General features: G+C 68.6%; 16 protein-coding genes. 10 read left to right on the top strand and 6 right to left on the bottom strand.

Annotation, left to right across the window (positions count from 1 at the left end):
- The first annotated feature begins 73 nt into the window (after window positions 1-73).
- A complete protein-coding gene (locus HV798_RS04890) occupies window positions 74-1,015 on the top strand; it encodes a LysR family transcriptional regulator (protein WP_175191133.1) in 942 nt (313 codons plus the stop codon).
- A gap of 86 nt (window positions 1,016-1,101) precedes the next feature.
- Here HV798_RS04890 and HV798_RS04895 read toward each other — a convergent pair whose 3' ends face one another.
- Both HV798_RS04895 and HV798_RS04900 read right to left on the bottom strand, forming a co-directional pair.
- Window positions 1,102-1,965, bottom strand: coding sequence for a hypothetical protein (locus HV798_RS04895; RefSeq protein WP_175191132.1), 864 nt, complete (start codon window positions 1,963-1,965; stop codon window positions 1,102-1,104).
- Window positions 1,966-2,122: 157 nt separating this feature from the next.
- Window positions 2,123-2,590: a CopD family protein gene (locus HV798_RS04900; protein ID WP_025139322.1), complete on the bottom strand. Its 468-nt coding sequence runs from the start codon at window positions 2,588-2,590 to the stop codon at window positions 2,123-2,125.
- 162 nt (window positions 2,591-2,752) lie between these two features.
- Between HV798_RS04900 and HV798_RS04905 the strand changes: the two genes are divergently transcribed.
- The 8 genes from HV798_RS04905 to HV798_RS04940 all read left to right on the top strand — a co-directional run bounded on the left by HV798_RS04905 (window position 2,753) and on the right by HV798_RS04940 (window position 11,275).
- Window positions 2,753-3,262: a sigma-70 family RNA polymerase sigma factor gene (locus tag HV798_RS04905; protein ID WP_175191131.1), complete on the top strand. Its 510-nt coding sequence runs from the start codon at window positions 2,753-2,755 to the stop codon at window positions 3,260-3,262.
- Window positions 3,241-4,242, top strand: coding sequence for a FecR domain-containing protein (locus HV798_RS04910; RefSeq protein WP_175191130.1), 1,002 nt, complete (start codon window positions 3,241-3,243; stop codon window positions 4,240-4,242). The genes HV798_RS04905 and HV798_RS04910 overlap by 22 nt, the downstream gene beginning before the upstream one ends.
- 121 nt (window positions 4,243-4,363) lie before the next feature.
- Window positions 4,364-6,976: a TonB-dependent receptor gene (locus HV798_RS04915; RefSeq protein ID WP_175191129.1), complete on the top strand. Its 2,613-nt coding sequence runs from the start codon at window positions 4,364-4,366 to the stop codon at window positions 6,974-6,976.
- Between the two features lie 82 nt (window positions 6,977-7,058).
- Entirely contained in the window at window positions 7,059-8,105 is a 1,047-nt protein-coding gene (locus tag HV798_RS04920; RefSeq protein WP_175191473.1) for a hemin-degrading factor, read from the top strand.
- A gap of 10 nt (window positions 8,106-8,115) precedes the next feature.
- Window positions 8,116-8,949: a heme/hemin ABC transporter substrate-binding protein gene (locus HV798_RS04925; RefSeq protein ID WP_025139327.1), complete on the top strand. Its 834-nt coding sequence runs from the start codon at window positions 8,116-8,118 to the stop codon at window positions 8,947-8,949.
- Window positions 8,933-9,931, top strand: a complete 999-nt coding sequence (locus tag HV798_RS04930; protein WP_175191128.1) for a FecCD family ABC transporter permease — start codon at window positions 8,933-8,935, stop codon at window positions 9,929-9,931. The genes HV798_RS04925 and HV798_RS04930 overlap by 17 nt, the downstream gene beginning before the upstream one ends.
- Window positions 9,928-10,716 carry a heme ABC transporter ATP-binding protein gene (locus HV798_RS04935; protein ID WP_175191127.1) on the top strand — a complete coding sequence of 263 codons (789 nt, stop codon included), beginning with the start codon at window positions 9,928-9,930 and terminating at the stop codon, window positions 10,714-10,716. Before HV798_RS04930 ends, HV798_RS04935 begins: the two co-directional genes overlap by 4 nt.
- Before the next feature lie 76 nt (window positions 10,717-10,792).
- On the top strand, window positions 10,793-11,275 hold the full coding sequence (locus HV798_RS04940) for a YajQ family cyclic di-GMP-binding protein (protein ID WP_006390968.1): 483 nt from the start codon (window positions 10,793-10,795) through the stop codon (window positions 11,273-11,275).
- 430 nt (window positions 11,276-11,705) lie between these two features.
- On the opposite strand, the gene HV798_RS04945 is transcribed toward HV798_RS04940, so the two are convergent.
- A complete protein-coding gene (locus HV798_RS04945; RefSeq protein ID WP_175191126.1) occupies window positions 11,706-13,154 on the bottom strand; it encodes an AlkA N-terminal domain-containing protein in 1,449 nt (482 codons plus the stop codon).
- 148 nt (window positions 13,155-13,302) lie between these two features.
- Between HV798_RS04945 and HV798_RS04950 the strand changes: the two genes are divergently transcribed.
- A complete protein-coding gene (locus tag HV798_RS04950) occupies window positions 13,303-13,881 on the top strand; it encodes a methylated-DNA--[protein]-cysteine S-methyltransferase (RefSeq protein ID WP_246288578.1) in 579 nt (192 codons plus the stop codon).
- Window positions 13,882-13,886: 5 nt separating this feature from the next.
- Here HV798_RS04950 and HV798_RS04955 read toward each other — a convergent pair whose 3' ends face one another.
- The 3 genes from HV798_RS04955 to HV798_RS04965 all read right to left on the bottom strand — a co-directional run.
- The gene (locus HV798_RS04955) at window positions 13,887-14,492 is read right to left on the bottom strand and encodes a phosphatase PAP2 family protein (protein WP_175191125.1); all 606 of its coding nucleotides are present in this window, start codon (window positions 14,490-14,492) and stop codon (window positions 13,887-13,889) included.
- A 91-nt stretch (window positions 14,493-14,583) separates the two neighbouring features.
- The gene (gene arsC / locus HV798_RS04960) at window positions 14,584-15,012 is read right to left on the bottom strand and encodes an arsenate reductase (glutaredoxin) (RefSeq protein WP_175191124.1); all 429 of its coding nucleotides are present in this window, start codon (window positions 15,010-15,012) and stop codon (window positions 14,584-14,586) included.
- A 144-nt stretch (window positions 15,013-15,156) separates the two neighbouring features.
- The coding region (locus HV798_RS04965) for a PepSY domain-containing protein (protein ID WP_246288579.1) at window positions 15,157-15,629 on the bottom strand (473 nt) is incomplete at its 5' end.

Below are 15,629 nucleotides of genomic sequence, written 5' to 3' on the forward strand. Positions count from 1 at the left end.
GGCGGCGCAAGCACACCATATCCAAATCGATATGGGTCTTTCAAGGCATTCATTTAGGGCATAGCATGGCGGCATGACCGACGCCGCTCCCTTGCCCTACCTGCGCAGGCTCGACATGAACCTGCTGCTGACCTTCGACGTGTTGATGCGCACGCGCAGCGCCACGGCCAGTTCGGCCTTGCTGCACAAGACGCAGCCGGCCATCAGCCGCGACCTGGCGCGCTTGCGCCTGCGGCTGGAAGACCCGTTGCTGGTGGTGGTGAAGGGCCGCTTCATTCCGACCGAGCGGGCGCTGGAACTGCACGCCGCGGTGCACGATGCGCTGGCGCAGATCGAGACGGCCTTGCGTCCGCCGGAAGCCTTCGACCCGGCGCGGGCCGAGGGCGTGGTCAATATCGGCACTGGCGCGCACAGCGAAATCCTGCTGGCCGCGCCGCTGATCGAACGGCTGCACCGCGCGGCGCCCGGCGTGACCCTGCGCTTTCAGTCGCTGCACGGCGACTTCGCGCCCGACGACCTGGACACCGAACGCCTGCACATCGCCATCGGCCTGTTCGGCAAGATGCCGGCGCGGTTTCACCGCGATGCGCTGCATACCGATCGCCGCGTCTGCGTGCTGTCGGCGCGGCATCCGTGGGCGGATCGGGGCGCCTTGACGCTGGCCGACCTGGGCGCGATCAAGTGGTTCGCCTTCGAGCAGATGTACGGCCGCGAAACCACCTTCGACCGCTTGCTCAAACCGGGCGCCGGCCGCATGGCGTTTTCGGCTTACCTGTCGGGCTTTGGCGTGGCGCCGTACGTGCTGGTGGATACCGATTACGCCACCACCATGCCGGCCAGCGTGGCGCGGGTGCATTGCCGCCACTTTCCGCTGTCGATGCTGGAGATGCCGGCGCGGCTACGCAAGATGGAACTGGCGATGGTGTGGGCGCGGCGCCAGCACACCTCGCCCTTGCAGGCGTGGCTGCGCGGGCAGGTGCGCGAGGTGCTGCGCGAGCGCTTGGCCGAGGGCTGAGCCGCGGCCGGCGGGGCGGTATACGTACCGCGCCCCGCGCCTTGGGCAAGCGGGCGCAGCCCCGTTGCAGGGCTGCGGGGGCTGACTCAGCGGCTGACGGCCTTGCCGGTGGCCACGTCGGTGACGGCGCCGTCTTCCAGGCTGATGCGGTAGATTTCGCGCGTGACGTTGCCGGCAAAACCCAGTTCGACGATGGACACGTCCTTGAAGGTCGTTTCGATGCCGTCGGGCAGCACGGCGTTGAACTTGTCCGATTCCTGCTTCATGGCATTGGCCAGGCGCTCGTCGTAGATCGCCATGCTGTAGACCAGCGTGTTGTGCGGGTTGTGGGCGCGCACTTCCTTGCCGTCCTTGACCACGTTCACGCCGCTCACGCCCATTGTCTTGACCAGGTCGCGGCCGGCGTCGGCCATCTTGGCGTAGACCGGGCCGGTCACTCGCGGCAGCGGGCCGTCGCGCAGCGGCGCCAGGGCGGCGGTGGCGGTGGTGTTGTAGGCCATCATGGCCTCATAGCCCGCGCCGCTCTTGACCACGCCCAGGTCCAGCCACCACGGGTGGCCCGCGCCCTTGGCGGCTTCGGTCGGGTAGAAGTTCTTGAGCGTGATGGCCAGCGGGGCCGGCGGCTTGGGCAGCGCCTTGAGCATGCGCTGCGGCGTGGCCGGGTCGGCGTTGTGGATGTGCACCACCGTCACGTGCGGGATGTTGGGCGTTTCGGCTTCGGCCTTCAGGTCCAGCGCCACCAGGTCGGGGCGCAGCGCGCTGTAGACCTTGGCGTCCAGCACGGCATTGACTTCCTTGGGCAGGCGGTACACCAGGCCGTAGGTGGTCTTGTGTTCGCGAAAGCCGGGCTGCTCCAGCGCACTGTTGTCGATGGGCGCTGCGCCGAAGGCGGCGGAGAAGGTGGCGGTGGACAGGCCCAGGGCGGCCAGTTGCAAGACGCGTTTGATCATCGGTTTTCCTTTTATGTTGTAAGACCCGCGAGAGTCCGGTCCAGTGTGGCCACGCCGGATGTACAGCGTATTGCACCAACCCGAAGAATTCCGATAGCCAACCGAGTTGGCCCGATAGGTGGGCCAGCTTCGCCTGCTATTTGCCTGGCCCGAAGCCTCAGGCCAGGAACACCGCCGCCACGATGAGCAGCCCCAGCACCAGGTTCACCCCCACCCAGCGGCGGATGCCCGCCATGGCCTGGCCGCCCGCCGGCCACGTCGAGGCCGCCACCGCCGCGCGCAGCCGCGGATACAGCACCGCGCGGATATAGGCGTAGATCGCCGTCATCACCAGTCCGCCCGCCGCCATCAGCGTCCAGCTGCGCGGCATGAAGAACGTGCCGCCGGTCTGCGTGGCCTGGCTGGCTTCCTGGCCGATCATCATCGCCCCGGTCGCCAGGATCAGCACGATCGCGGCCAGCACGGCGTTCAGGAACGGGCCCAGCACCGCGGCCATCAGGCGCAGCCGCTGCGGCGGTTCCAGCTGCGCGGCCGCCGGCCGCAGGAAACAGTGGGCGAACAGCATGCCGCCCACCCACAGGATGACGGCCAGCAAGTGCACGAGTTTCAGAACGCTGTAGAGCATGGGGAAGGGCCTGGGAAGGGGGGCGCCGCGCAAGCCGCGGTCGAATCTGTCCCCATCATATCGCCGCACGGCCCGCGCAACGACGGCTTGACCTGCATAATGGTTTTGCATTTAGAATGAGATTGATTGTTATTTGTAATCAAGAATGTTCGGGAGTCCGCCGTGTCCAACCTTGCGCTTGCCTCTGGCGACGCCGTCCACCTGCTGTACCGCGCGCACCATGGGTGGCTGCACAACTGGCTGCGGGCCAAGCTGGGCAATTCGTTCGACGCCGCCGACCTGGCGCAGGACACGTTCCTGCGCGTGCTGCGCCATCGCCACGAGCTGGACGCGCTGCGCGAGCCGCGCGCCTACCTGACCACGATCGCCAAGCGCCTGGTGCTGAACCACCACCGGCGCCGTTCGCTCGAACAGGCCTACCTTGAGGCCCTGGCCGCACTGCCCGAGGCGGTGGCGCCGTCGCCCGAACAGCGCCTGCTGATCCTGGAAGCCCTGCAGGAAATCGATGAAATGCTGGCCGGCCTGCCGCTGCCGGCGCGCCAGGCGTTCCTGATGGCGCAGCTGGAAGGGCTGAGCCACGGCGAGATCGCGGCCCGGCTGAATGTGTCGCTGCGCTCGGTGCACCGCTACATCGCCAGGGGCTACGAACAATGCATCATGGCGGTGATGTGAGCGCGCAATGGGGCCTGGCGGGCGAGCTGCCCGCCGTCGAACGCAAGGTGGCGCGCGAAGCCGCGCGCTGGCTGCTGCGCCTGAGTTCCGAGCGCGCCACCGACGCTGACGTCCACGCCTGCGAGCAATGGCGCGCCAGCAAGGCCGAACACGAACACGCCTGGCAGCGGGCGCAGCGGGTCAACCAGCGTTTCGGACTGATTCCGTCGGCGCTGGGCATGGCAACACTGAACCGCCTCGAATCCGGCGACCGCCGCCGCGTGCTGAAGGCGCTGGCCGCGTTGATCGTGGCCGGCCCGGTGGGCTGGGCCGCGTGGCGCGCCAGCCCGTTCGAATGGACGGCCGACTATCGCAGCGCCACCGGCGAGCAGCGCCAGGTCGCGCTGGCCGACGGCTCGTCGCTGCGCCTGAACACCGCCAGCGCCGTCGACGTGCTGTTTGACGCCGACCTGCGCCTGGTGCGGCTGCGCGCCGGTGAAATCGCCGTGCATGCGGTGGCCGAAACCGGCGAGCATCCGCGGCCCTTCGTGGTGCGCACCCGCCAGGGCGACGTGCGCGCGCAGGCCTCGCGCTTTTGCGTGCGCCAGGACGGCGACGCCTGCCTGGTCAGCGTGCAGGAAGGCGAGGTCAGCGTGTACAGCGGCGGCGCCGTGGTGGCGCTGGCGGCGGGCGAACAGGCCCTGCTGACCGGCAATGCCCCGCCGCAAGCCGAACCCGCCGACCCGCACGCGGCCGACTGGACCCGCGGCGTGCTGCACGCCAGCGCCTGGCGCCTGGATGCCTTCGCCGCCGAACTGGGCCGCTACCGCGCCGGCATCCTGCGCTGCGACCCGGCGGTGGCGGGGCTGCGCATTTCGGGTGCGTTCCAGTTGCAGGACACCGACGCGGTGCTGGCGGCGTTGCCGTCGACCTTGCCGGTGCAGGTGCGCTATCGCAGCGCGTACTGGGTGACGATCGCGCCGCGCGAGGGCCAGGCCTGAACGCGCGGATTTTCCACTGTTACAAAAAAGACGAGGACGCGCTGTCCGATCCGCGATTGCCGAGGGTCATGGTCAGTAGAGGCACACGAATGCCGATACCCGTTGGATCGAAAGGACGACCATGGCTTACTTCCCTGCCGGCCGCGCAAGCGGCTTACCCCAACCAGGCGCCCACAACCGCCTGACCCGCCTGGCGCTTGCGCTGCGCCTGGCCACGGCGCTGGCCGCGCCGGCCGTGATGCTGTGGCCGGCTGCCGCGGCGCAGGCCCAGGCGGCCCAAAGCGCGGCCCGCAGCTACCGCATTCCGGCCGGCCCGCTGGCCGAGAACCTGTCGCGCTTTGCCGACAACGCTGGCGTCACGGTGCTGTTTGATGCCACGCTGGTGGGCCAGCGCCGCGGCGCGGGGTTGAACGGGGAATACTCGGTGGCAGACGGCTTTGCCCGCCTGCTGGCCGGCAGCGGCCTGGCCGCGCGGGAACGCAGCCCCGGCGTGTTCGTGCTGCAACCGGCGCCGCAGGCTGGCGTCACGCAGTTGTCGCCCGTTACCGTGGAAGGCGAAGGCGCGGTCGCCACGCCCGCCTGGGAAACGCGCACCGACCGCAAGCGCATGGACGACCTGCAGATCAAGAACTGGAGCGACCTGGGCAAGCGCGCCGAGCCGGGCGTGAGCTTCAACCGCCAGAACAACAGCATCAACATCCGCGGCCTGGACCAGGACCGCGTACTGACCCGCGTGGACGGCATCCGGCTGCCGTGGCTGGACGACGGCGCCCGCGGTGTCAAGGGTGGCCTGGAAGCGGTGGACTTCAATTCGCTGTCGCGCCTGGACATCGTGCGCGGCGCCGACGCCAGCTCGGGCGGCTCGGGCGCCATTTCCGGCATGGCCGACCTGCACACGCTGGACCCGTCGGACCTGCTCACCGACGGCAAGACCTTCGGCGCGCTGGCCAAGACCGACTACGACACCGCCGACAGCAGCTGGGGCGCCAACGCGGCCCTGGCCGGCCAGATCCACAGCAACACCTTCTGGCTGGTGCAGGCGGGCCTGCGCAACGGCCACGCGCTGGACAATCGCGGCGACATCGGCGGCTACGGCCCGCGCCGCACCGAACCCACGCCTGAAAACTACGACCAGCGCAGTTTCCTCTTGAAGCTGCAGCAGCGCGTCGAAGGCGGCCACCGCTTCGGCCTGACCGGCGAATACTTCAAGCGCAACGCCACCCAGGACAGCATGTTCGAGCAAGGCCCGGGCACCAGCTACCTGATCGGCGAAAACACCACCAAGAAGGAAACCGAGCGCGAGCGCGTGTCGTTCGATTATTCCTACAAGGCGCCCAGCACCGGCGGCCTGATCGACAGCGCCACCGCGGTCGTGTACTGGCAGCGCATGCAGCTGGACAGCGCGCTGGACGGCGAACGCAGCCGCGATGCGCGCGCCAACATCATTCCCGGCGACCCCTTCCGCTACGGCTTCCCCAGCGGCGCCTATGGCCGCAACAATTCCATCCGCCAGACCATGTTCGGCGCCAACGCCGAACTGACCAAGCGCTTTGCGGGCGACGCGGTGGCGCAATTGTGGACGGTGGGCGGTGAATGGTTCGGCAACAAGACCCAGCAGAATTCCAGCGGCTACGACAACTGCCCGGTGGTGCGCCCGGGCACGCCGGCGCCGTTCGGCCCGCGCGCTTGCGACATGCTGCACACCAACCAGGCCGACGTGCCCGAGTCCAAGGGCAGCCAATGGGCGGTGTGGGTGCAGGACGAATTCAGTTTCGCCGACGGCCGCTACACGGTCATGCCGGCGCTGCGCTACGACCATTACGAGCAAAAGCCGCAGGCCACCGAAAGCTACACCAGCAACCCCAACGCGGGTGCGTTGCCGTCGACCAACAGCGGCGGGCGCTTCTCGCCCAAGCTGCTGACCACCTGGAAGGCGGCCGACGAACTGAGCCTGTACGCGCAATACGCCTACGGCTTCAAGGCGCCCAGCCCGACGCAGCTCTACACCAACTACGGCGGCCCGGGCACCTATCTGCGGGTCGGCAACCCCTACCTGAAGCCGGAAACCAGCAAGGGCTGGGAACTGGGCGCCAAGCTGGGGTCCGATGCGCTGGGCGGCGCGCTGTCGTTCTTTGACAACCGCTACCAGAACTTCATCGACAGCAACGTGCCGCTGGATGCCGGCTCGCCGCAGTGGCAGGCCGGCTGGGCCGGGCAGTACCCGCTGGGCGTGACGGGCAACGTCAACCGCGCCAAGGTCCGCATCTATGGCGCCGAGGCCAGCGCGCACTGGAAGTTCTCGCCGGGTTGGCGTACCTGGGGCTCGCTGGCGTGGGCCGTGGGCAAGGACGAAGGCACGGGCCAGTACCTGAATTCGGTTGCGCCGCTGAAGGCCGTGCTGGGCGTGGGCTATGGCCGCGACGTCTGGGGCGTGGACGCCATGCTGACCACCGCCCTGCGCCGCAACAAGGTGGAATATCCTGATGCCAGCGCCACCACGCCCAACCGCGACTTCCAGGCGCCGGGTTACGGTGTGGTGGACCTGATGGGCTACTGGCGCCCCGCGCAGGTCAAGGGTTTGCAAGTGCAGGCTGGCGTGTTCAACCTGTTCGACAAGAAGTACTGGGAAGCCATCAACGTGCCGACCGCCGGGGCCACGGCGCTGCCGCGGCCGGTGGATTGGTACACGGAACCGGGACGCAGCCTGCGCGTCTCACTGACTTATCAATACTGACCCCCGCGCTGCCGCCGCTGCGCGTCAGCGGCGGCAGTTTCGATTTTCCATTCCGGCCGGAGAGCCCGCAATGAGCAACGAGATGAACCAGACCGATTTCAACACCCGCGCCGCCGAGCTGCGCGCCCGCAACGAAGCCCTGGCGGCGGCCAAGCCCGGCCTGCGCGCTCGCAACCTGGCCCAGGAATTGGGCGTGTCCGAAGCCGAATGGGTGGCCGCCGGCTGTGCCGGGGTCAAGGCCACCGAACTGCACGGCCAGCCCCAGGCGATCTTTCGCGAACTGGGCACGCTGGGCCCGGTAATGGCCTTGACCCGCAACGACTGGTGCGTGCACGAGCGCCACGGCGCCTACCTGGACATCCAGGCCGATGGCCCGGTGGGCCTGGTGCTGGGCGCCGACATCGACCTGCGCGTGTTCTTCTCGTGCTGGAAGTCGGCCTGGGCCGTCGAGCAGGACGGCCGCCACAGCCTGCAGTTCTTCGACGGCGCGGGCGTGGCGGTGCACAAGGTGTACCGCACCGAGGCCACCGATGTGGCCGCGTATGACGCGCTGGTGGCCAAGTTCGCCGGTGAGTCGCGCTGGCCCGAGACCACGCCCTATGCCGCTGCCGTTGATGCGCCGCAGGTGGACGACGCCGCGGCCTGGCGCGAGGCCTGGCTGGGCATGCAGGACACGCACGAATTCTTCCCGCTGCTGCGCAAGTTCAAGGTGTCGCGTCTGGCGGCCCTGGCCGCGGCCGGCGAAGACCTGGCCCAGACGGTGCCGGCCGACGCGGTCGAGCGCATGCTGGAGTCGGCCGCGCAAAGCGGCCTGTCGATCATGTGCTTCGTGGGCAACCGCGGCATGATCCAGATCCACACCGGCCCGGTGCAGCAATTGCGGCGCACAGGCCCCTGGTATAACGTGCTGGACCCGAAGTTCAATCTGCATCTGGACACCACCGCCATTGAATCGGCGTGGGTGGTCAACAAGCCCACGTCCGACGGCTGGGTGACCTCGCTGGAACTCTATTCGTCCACCGGCGACCTGATCGCGCAGTTCTTTGGCGAACGCAAGCCGGGCAAGCCTGAGCTGCCGGCGTGGCGTGAATTGATGATGGGCCTGTGCCGCGTGCCGCTGGCCGCTTGAGGAAGACGCAATGAAGACATGGTTGGCGGTGGTGGCGGGCTGGATGCTGGTGGCGTGCGCGCAGGCGGCGCCGCCTGCGCGGGTAGTGACCCTGGGCGGCAGCGTGACGGAAATCGTGTACGGCCTGGGGCAGGGCGACAGGCTGGTCGGCGACGACCAGTCCAGCCTTTACCCGGAAGCCGCCACCAAGCTGCCGCGTGTCGGTTACTACCGCGCGGTGCCGGTCGAAGGCGTGCTGGCGCTGAAACCCGACCTGGTGCTGGCCTCGGAGCAGGCCGGCCCGCCCGAGGCGCTCAAGCGCCTGGGCGAGGTCGGTGTGCGCGTGGTGCGCGTGCCGGACGCACCGTCGGTGGATTCATTGAAGGCGCGCATCCGCGCCGTGGCGGACGCCCTGGGCGTGGCCGCGGCGGGCGAGCAGATGGTGGCCGACGTGTCGCGCGACCTGGACAAGGCCCAGGCCTTGCCCGCGACGCGCGCGCGGGCGCTGCTGTTGATCAACCGCAACGGCGCGCCGCAGGGCGCCGGCCGCGACACGGCCGCGGCCGAGGTCATGCACCTGGCCGGCCTGGTCAATGTGCTGGATGGGCAGCAGGGCTACAAGCCGCTGTCGCCCGAGTCCATCGGCGCGCTGGCGCCCGACCTGATCATCGTCACCCGGGAATCGCTGCAGGCCAGCGGCGGCCTGGAAGGTTTTGCGCGTTTGCCCGGCATTGCCGTCACGCAGGCGGCGGCCAAACAGCGCATCATCGTGATGGATGATCTGCTGATCCTGGGCCTGGGCCCGCGGCTGCCGCTGGCGCTGAGCCAGCTCAAACAAGAGGCCGCGCATGTCATGGCGCGCTAATCCGCCGCTGGCGCTGGCGGCCTTGGCCGTGGTGCTGGTGGCGGCGGTGCTGGCCGCCAGCGCCAGCGGCGCGGTTTCGATTCCGCTGCGCGAACTGCCGTCGCTGCTGGGGGGCACGCCCACGCCCGAGCAGGCGCTGTGGCGCAACGTGCTGATCGACATCCGCCTGCCGCGCGTGTTGCTGGCGGTGGTGATGGGCGCGGGCCTGGCGATTTCGGGCGCGGCGTTGCAGGCCTTGTTTCGCAATCCGCTGGCCGAGCCGGGCCTGATCGGCATTTCGGCGGGCGCCTCGCTGGGCGCGGTGGCCGCGATTGTTCTGACGCACGGCGGCTTCTGGTACACGGCGCCGGGCGCTTTCATCGGCAGCCTGGTCGCAACGCTGTCGGCCTACGCGGTGGGCCGGCGCGTGCCGGGGGTGGCAGGCTTGCTGCTGGCCGGCGTGGCCATCACGGCCATCGCCTTCAGCCTGATCGGGCTGTTCACCTTCATGGCCACCGATGCGCAATTGCGCGACCTGACGTTCTGGAACATGGGCAGCCTGGCCGGCGCAAGCTGGAAGCTGCTGGCTTTCCTGGCGCCGTGGGTGCTGGTGCTGTCGTTGTGGCTGATGCGCCAGTGGCGCGTGATGAACGCGCTGCTGCTGGGCGAACGCGAGGCCCAGCACCTCGGTTATTCGCTGAAGCAAGTGCGGGTCCGGCTGGTACTGGCATGTACGCTGATCGTCGGCCCGTTGGTGGCCGCCAGCGGCACGATCGTGTTCGTGGGCCTGGTGGTGCCGCATCTGGTGCGCATGACGCTGGGCGCCAATCACCGGCTGCTGCTGCCGGCGTGTCTGCTGGGCGGCGGGCTGGTGTTGACGCTGGCCGACTGGCTGGCGCGCATCGTGGTGATACCCGCCGAGTTGCCGATCGGGCTGGTGACCGGGCTGGTGGGCGGTCCTTTCTTCCTGTGGCTGCTGGCCCGCGGCCGGAGGCACGGTTGATGCTGGCTGCTGAAAATCTGACGCTGGCGCGCAACGGTACGCGCATCCTGGATCAGGTGTCGCTAAGCGTCCGGCCGGGCGAGGTGGTGGGCCTGCTGGGCAGCAACGGCGCGGGTAAGTCGACGCTCTTGGGCGCGTTGTCGGCCGAACTGGCCGCGGACGGCGGCAGCCTGACGCTGGACGGCCGCTCGCTGGCGGCGATGCCGCTACGCGAGCAGGCCCGCAAGCGCGCAGTGTTGCCGCAAAAGCCGGGGCTGACGTTCGACCTGGGTGTGCTCGAGGTGGTGGCGATGGGGGCGTATCCGTTTCCCGAGCTGTCGCCGGCCGAGGTCGATACGCTGGCGCAGCAGGCGCTGGACTGGGCGGACGCGAGGCACCTGGACGGCCGCCGCTATCCCGAACTGTCGGGCGGCGAGCAGCAACGGGTGCAGTTTGCGCGGGTGCTGGTGCAGTGCGGGGCGGGGCGCGCGGCGGGCGAGGCGCGCTATCTGCTGCTGGACGAGCCGACGGCCAGCCTGGACCCCCGCCACCAGGCGGACCTGATGCGGCGTGCGGCGCAGCTGGCGCACGAGGGCAATACGGGGGTACTGGTGATTCTGCACGATATGAATCTGGCGGCGCGCTGGTGCGACCGGTTGTTGCTCTTGAGCGGCGGCCGCGCGGTGGCGCTGGGCACGCCGGCGCAGGTGCTGACGCCGGCAAATCTCTATCTGGCCTATGGCATCGAGGCGCAGGTGATCGCGCATCCGTTGCAGGCGGAGCGGCTGCTGGTGCTGATGACGTGACGGGGGCGCGGGGGCCGGTAAAATGGGGCAAACGGCGTTAGCCGGATTTTTTCATTTACTGACGGGACTTTTTGTCATGCCTACTTTCGACGTCGTTTCCGAAGTCGACAAACACGAGCTCACCAACGCCATCGATCAGGCAAACCGGGAACTCGCGACGCGCTTCGATTTCAAGGGCACGGATGCCAAGTTCGAGCTGGAAGGGTTTGTGGTGACGCAGGTGGCTTCGAGTGCGTTTCAGTTGAAGCAGATGCTGGATATTCTGCGCGGGCGCTTGTCGGCGCGCGGGATCGATGTGCGCTGCCTGGATGTGGCGGATCCGCTTGAGAATCTGGGCGGGGCGCGGCAGAAGGTGACGATCAAGCAGGGGATCGAGCAGCCTGTGGCGAAGAAGTTGATCGCGGCTATCAAGAACGCGAAGTTGAAGGTCGAGAGTCAGATCAATGGGGATAAGTTGAGGATCAGTGGCAAGAAGCGCGATGATCTTCAGACTGCTATCGCCTTGCTCAAGAAGACGGATGTGGATCTGCCTTTGCAGTTTGAGAATTTTCGGGATTGAGTTTTTTTTAGGCGTTCTGTTCTTCGTAGGCCGCCCCGAGGGGCTACGGGTTTCGAGGAATGAGGGGCCGCTAGACCGGGGGACGGGGGCGAGGTTTGCGTCGCCCGCCAAAACCGGCTGCGCGGGCAGCCGGTTTTGGCATACGCGGTGTCTTGCGTCGTAGCGATATTCGCTGCGCGTGGGTGAATGGTGGTTTCTTTTTCGGTGCCTGTTCTTGGCATCGGTTTTCGGCGCTAGGCGGTAGGCCTGTGCAGCGCGCGCGATCTATATCCCCTCAGTAGAAGCCGCCCGGCCGCCGGGCCGTCCCAAGGCCGGGCAGCCGCCTTGGGGGGCAGTAATCCCCTCAATAGAACAGCCGCCCGGCCGCCCGAAGGCCGGGCAGCCCCCTCGGGGGGCAGCAAGCACGCGCAGCGTGTGCGGCGTGGGGGTCCTAATACTCTGCCCACAGGTGTTGGGCGGCGTAGGCGCGCCAGGGGCGCCAGGATTCTGCGCGGGCCAGGAGTTGGGCGGGGGTGTATTCGCGGGATTCCAGTTTTTCCAGGGCGCGGATCAGGCCGATGTCGGATGCGGGGAAGGCGTCGGGTTCTCGGAGGTGGCGCAGGGCGATGTATTGGGCGGTCCATTCGCCGATGCCGCGGATGGCGCGCAGGCGGGTGATGGCGGCTTCCAGGGTGTTGGAGGGGGCGAAGAGGTGGGGGTCGGCCAGGGTGGCGGCGGCGACGGCGGAGAGGGTGGCGGCGCGGGTGCGGGGCATGCCCAGGGGGGCGAGGTCGGCTGGGGCCAGGGCGTCGGGGGTGGGGAAGAGGTGGGTGAGGGGGGCTTCGGGGTGGGTCAGGGGCTGGCCGTAGGCGGCGACGAGTTTGCCGGCGAGTTTGATGGCGGCGCTGACGGTGATCTGTTGGCCCAGGACGGCGCGCAGGGCGAGTTCGAAGCCGTCCCAGGCGCCGGGGACGCGCAGGCCGGGGCGGCGGGCGGTGAGGGTGGCCATGATGGGGTCGTGGGCCAGTTGGGCGGCGAGCGCGGTGGGGTCGCTGGCCAGGTCGAAGACGCGGCGCAGGCGGGCGATGAGGGTGGGCAGGGATTGCAGGCGGGGAAAGCGCACGGTGGCCTGCAGGGCGTGGCCGGGGCCGGGCTGGACGTGGACGGTGCCTTGGCAGCCGTCCAGGCTGATGCTGCGGGCGTAGCTGTTGTCGGTGACGTGTTCGATGCCGGGAATGGCGCGGGCGCGCAGGAAGGCGAGCATGGCGGGCCAGTCGTAGGGCGGGCGGTAGCGCAGCAGCAGTTTGATTTCGCCTTGGGGGCCGGCGGACACGTCGGGCTGGCTGGAGCGGCGCAGGTCGCCGGGGGCGCGGCCGAACAGGTCCTGGAAGATTTCGTTGAAGCGGCGGATGCTGCCGAAGCCGGCCGCGAAGGCGATTTCGGCCATGGGCAGGCGGGTTTCGTGGATGAGCTGTTTGGCGAGCAGGACGCGCCGGGTCTGGGCGACGGCGACGGGCGAGGCGCCCAGGTGCTGGCGGAACTGGCGCCGCAACTGGCGTTCGCCGACGCCCAGGCGTTCGGCCAGGGCGTCGATGCCGGCGTCGTCCAGGGCGCCGAGTTCAATCTGGGCCAGGGCGCGCGAGACGCTGTCGGGCAGGTCCTGGCCGGGGCCGGCGGCGGGGGCGGTTTCAGGGCGGCAGCGCAGGCAGGGATGAAAGCCGGCTTCCTGGGCCGCGGCGGCCGTGGGGTAGAAGATGACGTTGCGCGATAGCGGGGTGCGCGCCGGGCAGACGGGGCGGCAGTAGATGCCCGTGGTCTTGACGGCGGTGAAGAAGCGGCCGTCGTAACGGGCGTCGCGCACCTGGATGGCGCTGTAGCAGGCATCGTGGTCGAGGTTCATGCAAGCCATGCTAGCGCCGCAGGCGGTGCCGGGCTAGCGGTTTTCGGACAGTGTTGTCAGGCTCACTGCCATGTCCGAAAACCGCCAGCGCAAGCTTTCTGGCAGGCCTATATTGATTGCCAACCCAACGTTTTTCAGAGGTCACACCATGTCCAGGACTCTTGTTACCACGGCTGCCCCGCTGGCGTTTTCGCTTGAACGGGTGGCGACACCGCTTGGCACGATGCTGGTGCTGACCGACGATGCAGAGCGCCTGCGGGCGGTGGATTGGGAGGATTACGAGCCGCGCATGCACGCGTTGCTGCGCCGCCAGTACGGCAAAGGGGCGGTGCAGGTGCAGGAAACGCCGCAGACGTCGTACGCGACGCGGCAATTGCTGGCGTATTTCGACGGTCAGGTCGATGCGATCGATGGCTTGGCAGTGGCGCTGGGCGGCACCGATTTTCAGCGGCAGGTGTGGCAGGCGCTGCGCGGCATCGCGGCGGGCGATACGGTCAGTTACGGGATATTGGCTACCCGCATCGGCCGGGCGTCGGCGGTGCGGGCGGTGGGGATGGCCAACGGCGCCAATCCGGTGGGCATCGTGGTGCCCTGCCACCGGGTGATCGGCGCGGATGCGTCACTGACGGGCTATGGCGGCGGCCTGGACCGCAAGCGCTGGCTGCTCGAACACGAAGGGCGTTGGCGGGCGGCCCGGCCGGCTGAATCGCTGGCGCGGGCGGCCTGAAGGCGTCAGGCCCGAATCCAGCCGCGCGCAATCGGCAGCGCCAGCACTTTGCGGTAGATGGTCTGCAGCAGCCCGGTCAGCGGTGCGCCGACGCGGTTCCATACCGGAACCGCCAGGCCCGCGGCCACGGGCGCCAGCACCAGGCCGCCCGCGATATCCAGCGGGAAGTGCACGCCCAGGTAGACGCGCGAGGTGCCGACGATGGCGGCCAGGAGCAGCGTGGCCCAGCCCCAGCCGGCCCAGCGCCGGTCGAAGATCAGCGCGAACGCCATCGTGGCGATGATGATGGTGTGGTTGCTGGGGAACGAGGCGGTGGCCTTGTGGTGGAAGAAAGCGTGCCCCAGTCCGATGGTGAAGGGCCTCGGGTGCGGCCACAGGGCGCCGAACAGGTAGCTGATGCACAGGCCGGCGCCGATGCTGGCCAGGATCTTCAGGGTCAGGCTGCGTTGTTCCTGCCCGCCCCACAACCACAGGGCCGCGAGCGTGCACGGCACCAGCAGGATCAGCTTGTTGGCGATGAGCAGGGCGGCATGGATGCGCCAGATCGGCGTGGCCGGGTCGGCGTTGACCAGCAAAAAAAGGGACTGATTCAGGGGTTCAAGAAAATCCATGACGCGTCATCGCAGTGCAATATTTCAATAGCCGCGATCGTAATGGGGTTTCCCGTCAGTCCGCTTACAAAATGCGCCGAAACCCGCGTATTTACTTCTGGATGCGTTTGCCGTCGGCGTTCACGACCTGTTCGCCGTCTTCTTTGGTGAAGGCGCCTTGCTGCGGGGCGGGCAGGATGTCCAGCACCAATTCCGACGGCCGGCACAGGGCGGCGCCCAGCGGGGTCGACACGAACGGGCGGTTCAGCAGGATGGGGTGCTGTTCGATGGCGTCCAGCAGGGCGTCTTCGGGCAGGGACACATCATCCAGGCCCAGTTCCTGGTAGGGCGTGCCCTTTTCGCGCAGCGCATCGCGCACGCTGATGCCGGCGCGCTTGAACAACGCCTTCAGGGTGGCGCGCGACGGCGGGGTTTCCAGGTACAGCACCACTTCGGGCTCGATGCCCGCGTTGCGGATCATGGCCAGGGTGTTGCGCGAGGTGCCGCACTTGGGGTTGTGATAGATGGTGACGTCGGACATGGCGGGCTCCGCAAATAAGGGAATCAACGGGGCCTGGCGTCAGGCCCCGGGGGCAAGGCGATGAGCATAGTGCATTCCCGCGCGGCTTTCAGGTGCGTACTTTCAGGTGCGTGCTTTCAGGCCCGTGCTTTCAGGCTCATGCTTTCAGGCGCGCAGCTTGCGGCCCAGCCGTCGCCAGCCGATCACCACGCCGGTCAGGCTCAGCGCCGCGCCGCCCAGCGACAGGAACACCAGCAGGATGTCCCACAGCGGCCGGTTCGCCAGCAGGCCCGTCCAGTCCCAGCTGTGCAGAAAGGCGAACAGCCAGCGGCTGGCGCGGTTGCCGCGGTCCTGCTTGCCCAGCACCTGGCCGGTGCGCGGGTCCAGGTAGACCCAGGTGGCCTGGGGGGTGTCGAACACCAGGCGCCACGCCGGCAGGGGTTTTTCGATGTGGCCGAGCATCGCGTGTTCGTCGCGGGCGTAGTAGTAGAAGTCGTAGCGGTCCAGCACCTGCACGTCGGTGAGCGTGGCGCCCGGCACCAGCCGGGCCGCGGCTGCGCGCAGGGCCACGGGGTCGAGCGCGACGGGGCGGGCGTCGGTGGCGGACAGCAGCGTGGGGGCGCCGGGGCCGCTGCGGG

Origin of the sequence: Achromobacter deleyi, from assembly GCF_902859705.1 — a bacterium.
GTDB classification, from domain to species: Bacteria; Pseudomonadota; Gammaproteobacteria; order Burkholderiales; family Burkholderiaceae_B; genus Achromobacter; species Achromobacter deleyi.